The sequence below is a fragment of the uncultured Gimesia sp. genome (assembly GCF_963972345.1).
Taxonomy (GTDB): Bacteria; Planctomycetota; Planctomycetia; order Planctomycetales; family Planctomycetaceae; genus Gimesia.
Window position 1 is genome coordinate 1 of sequence record NZ_CAXAVM010000312.1, and the last position, 4,503, is coordinate 4,503.

Genomic DNA, 4,503 nt, shown 5'->3' on the forward strand with positions numbered 1-4,503 from the left:
CCCATAACCCCGACAAACAGGGATATCAGACATCACTGGTCACCGCAGGTCGTCATTTTGCTCCCCGCTTTAGTACCACGCCTCCCACTGATGTTCCTGACAAAACCTATCTCGCCGATTTCCTCACCGACAAAACAATTGAGTTTATCAGGCAGAACCAGTCAGAGCCCTTTTTCGTGCAGCTGTCCCATTATGCAGTCCACATCCCCCTGGAAGCCAGGCAACAGTTGATCCGCAAATATCAGCAGAAACCCAAACCGGATTCCGGCATCAATAATCCCATTTATGCAGCCATGGTCGCGCATGTAGATGACAGTGTCGGTCGCATCGTCGCTGCGCTGGATGAACTGAAGTTGACTGATAATACCGTGGTGATTTTCACCTCAGACAATGGCGGTCTGCGACAGAGCTTCTCAGGCGGTGACATTGTTTCCACGAACGCTCCACTTCGCGATGAGAAAGGTTCACTCTATGAAGGGGGCATTCGGGTTCCTCTGATTATTAAATGGCCGGGCGTCGCCGTTGCCGGAAAAACCTGTGCTGAGCCAACAATCAGCATCGATTTCTGGCCGACCTTTGCAGAAATCGCACACGCGAACCCTCCCCAACACCAGACCATCGACGGGCTGAGCCTGGTTCCACTCCTAAAGGACCCCACCACTCATCTCAACCGGGAAGCGATCTATTTCCATTATCCTCATTACCATCATTCCACCCCGGCGGGGGCGATTCGTGCGGGAGACTGGAAGCTGATTGAATTCTTCGCCGATGGAAATCTGGAACTCTATCATCTGAAGCAGGATCTATCAGAAACCACCAATCTGGCCGCGAAGAATCCAGAAAAAGCAGCGGAATTGCAACAGAAACTGGCAGACTGGCGAACCAGCACGGGAGCAGCCCTGCCTGTGAAAAATCCGAAATACGATCCAGCGCGGGCTTCTGAATTCTGGAAACGTCGCACGAATCAACCGGTTCTCCCACGAAAAAAGACTCGGATTGAGCAGGCAAAGTGATGGTTGTGCGATCCCTCCCTTGATTCTGCTGCCACAAGTCGAGATATTCTACAGTAGGTAGCCTGAGTTCTTTAGAGTTCATCAGGCAGCACGGGATGCGTTATCTGATTCATTTTCGCAGCCTCTTTATTTCTCAATTAGATCGTTCAACCAATATGTCTGCCGTCGCCCACTCCCCCCTGTTAAAATTACATCCCGAAGACAATATCGCCATTGCCCGTAACTCGGTCGGCGAGAATCAGGAGTGTGAATTATCAGAAACGGAAAGCGTTATTACCCGGGAAGACATCGATCTGGGACATAAGGTCGCCATTAAACAGATCAACAACGGGGAAGCCATCCGTAAGTTCGGTCAGGTAATCGGCTTTGCCACCTGCGATATTCAGCCCGGTGACTGGATTCACAGCCACAATCTGGCAGCAGGCGAGTTGAGTCTGGATTATGCTTATTCAACTGATGTACCATCCCCGCCGGAACCGATCACGGGGCGCACCTTTATGGGTTACCGCCGCCCCAATGGCAAAGCGGGAACCCGAAACTATCTTGCGATTGTCAGTACGGTAAACTGTTCTGCCACCGCTTCGAAGTACATCGCACGGGAACTGGCACAAACTTCTCTGAAAGACTTCCCGAATATTGATGGAATCATTCCCCTGGTTCACAAAGGGGGGTGTGCCATGCAGTATGATGGCGAAGATCACCATCAACTGATGCGGACTCTGGGAGGTTTTGCGAAACATCCCAATATAGGCGCCTATGTCATTCTGGGCTTGGGTTGCGAAACCGGTCAGGGGGCTTTTCTTTCTGATTCAGAAGGACTGGTACAACTTCCCAACCTGAAAGAACCACCTGCCAATGCACCTCTGGTACTTAATATTCAGGATATAGGTGGCATTGCTAAAACAGTAAAGCAGGTTTCGGCCCTGTTGAAAGAGTATCTTCCCCAGGTGAACGATGTCACCCGCGTCCCGATTCCTGTCTCCGAACTGATCCTGGGCACCGAATGCGGGGGCAGTGATGGTAACAGTGGCGTCACGGCCAATCCGGCACTTGGTATCGCCAGTGATCTGCTGGTCGCACACGGGGCTACCTCGATTCTGGGTGAAACTTCTGAAATCTATGGCGGCGAACATCTTCTGACGCGACGGGCCATCACACCCGAAGTCGGCAAAAAACTCATCGAACGCATTCGCTGGTGGGAAGAATACACAGGGAAATTCGGCGTCGTGATTGATAACAATCCTTCCCCCGGTAACAAAAGAGGTGGGCTGACCACGATTTACGAAAAATCACTCGGTGCGATTGCCAAAGGGGGCAGCACTGCACTGCGGGAAGTCTACCGCTTTGCAGAACCTGTGACCGAGAAAGGCTTTGTCATCATGGATACGCCAGGCTACGACCCGGCATCTGTCACAGGCATGGTGGCCGGCGGAGCCAATGTCGTTGCTTTTACCACCGGACGAGGCAGCTGCTTTGGTTGCAAACCGGTTCCCAGTATCAAGATCTCGACGAATACTCCCATGTTCGAACGCATGGAAGATGATATGGATCTGGATGCCGGTCGAATCCTGCATGGCACGTCTGTCGAACAGGTAGGCCACGAAATCTTTGAACTGATCATCGAAGTGGCCAGTGGTAAAAAAACCAAAAGTGAGGCCCAGGGCATCGGAGATGAGGAGTTTTGCCCCTGGAGTATCGGCCCGGTCCTCTGATTTTGTCGTATTTACACAGATTCGGCTTAATGGAGTTCTTCCTGAGGCAAGTTCTCGGACTGAATTCAGACCGTCCCGATACGCATCAACCTTATCTCTATACATAAAAGCATCTTACAGAATGACATTCCAGTTCGACAATTTAATGACCTGTCCCGTGTAACAAAAATCCGTCACCTCATAAGTATACACCTGACCCCATTCATGCAGCGCCCTTACAACCGTCAGGACTATTGAAACTGGAAAATTCGGCATCTTCCGAATAATCGCTACAGTTTACCAGAAGTGCTGTCCGATATAACCAGCAACAGACTCCGCGTTTTTCCGTATTAGACCGCGCGGATTGTTATCACTGTTTCCGCTGTTTGTAAGGACGTATAGATGCGGCTTCTTCATTGGCTAGCACCGGTATTGAGCATCGTTATGATCTCGCATGCATACTCTACAGTACATGCGCAGGGTTATCCGCCCTCATACCAGGGAGCCGGGATGGTACAACCTGTATCATACGACCCCGGAACACATCCCTATGCACGAACCATGGTACCTCCTCCACCGTCTGGCTACTTTCAGCCGCCAGCCGGACCATACGGACCTCCCTCAGCACCGGGCGTTCCTATGAATGTCGGTCCCGAGGCACCGGTGAGTGCATTCCCCCGAATCTCACCCTTTGAACATCAGTTTCAGCAGCATCGTGTTGAAAAAGATGGACTCTGGAAGTTTCGATCAAGCAACCAGGGGAAGAGGCATTTCTTCAGCATGGAAGCTCTGTTCGGTCGGTATCGCCGACCGGGGAGTACCGTGCTCGGTAATAATGATTCCGTTTCTTATCTGCATATGATGGAAGACGAACTGATTCTGGCAACAGATGAAGAATACTACGATCAGTTCAACGATAATACGGGACTGAATTTCTTTGACCGTACCACTTACGATGTCGTCCCGAACATGAATGCCCCTGGTGCAAGAATTCGCTGGGGCTGGTTGAATGACGACGACAGCGGAATCGAATTGACTGGATGGTGGATCGCACAAGCCGATTCCGTCTGGTCCGCTGATATTCGCTCAACTCATAAATCAAACCCGGCGAATCAGGCAGTCTTTGACATCCTGTTGTCTCCTCCCGATTATATATTCACACCGATTCCCGGTTACACTGTTCAGGACATAGGAGCGATTCTTCAAGAGGAACTGAAAAACCTGGCTTCACTCCCCCTGGATGATGGCACGATTGACGGGGTTTCTGTCCCTTATGACATCGACTTCCGGATTAAAACCATCAGTCAGTCCTGGGGAACCAATCTGACCTGGTTGTCAACACCTTTTGTGGATAAGAAAAACCTGAAAATCCGCGGTCTGGCTGGTGCCCGATACATGCAGGTCCGGGAAGGATTCAGTTTCTACGGTCGTGACAGTGGTCTGGTTTATGCCGAAGGAACAACGGTTGCTGCCACTCAACCCGACTTGAAAGTGGTTTCACTCCCCACTGGTACTGACGAAAACCAGGATGGTATTATTGACAACACCGGTTTCTCTGAAGACGAGTCCTCCGGTAATACCAGTACGACCACAACTGTCTTTTTCCTCGGTGTGAATGATCCTGTGACTTCTTATGTAAACAATACGGTAGATACCCATCTGGCTGGACCTGAAATCGGCTTCCAGTTTGATCTGGGTGGCGATAAATTCAAAATCTGGGGTCAGACCAAATTCGGTATCATGGCGAACAGATCAAAGATCAAACTGAACGGCGATAACATTGGTATGATCACCCGCGA

Annotated in this window: 3 protein-coding genes; all 3 read left to right on the forward strand. The window is 50.7% G+C overall.

Annotated features, from left to right (window positions below):
* A partial coding sequence (locus tag AACZ40_RS28235; protein ID WP_339676934.1) for a sulfatase occupies window positions 1-1,013 on the forward strand: 1,013 nt, incomplete at its 5' end.
* A 95-nt stretch (window positions 1,014-1,108) separates the two neighbouring features.
* Window positions 1,109-2,725: an altronate dehydratase family protein gene (locus AACZ40_RS28240; protein WP_291170817.1), complete on the forward strand. Its 1,617-nt coding sequence runs from the start codon at window positions 1,109-1,111 to the stop codon at window positions 2,723-2,725.
* 489 nt (window positions 2,726-3,214) lie between these two features.
* A partial coding sequence (locus AACZ40_RS28245) for a hypothetical protein (protein WP_339676937.1) occupies window positions 3,215-4,503 on the forward strand: 1,289 nt, incomplete at its 3' end.

What these genes read in the sequence shown, in the direction of transcription:
- AACZ40_RS28240 (WP_291170817.1), top strand. Translation starts at nt 1,109, where the DNA reads ATGCGTTATCTGATTCATTTTCGCAGCCTCTTTATTTCTCAATTAGAT.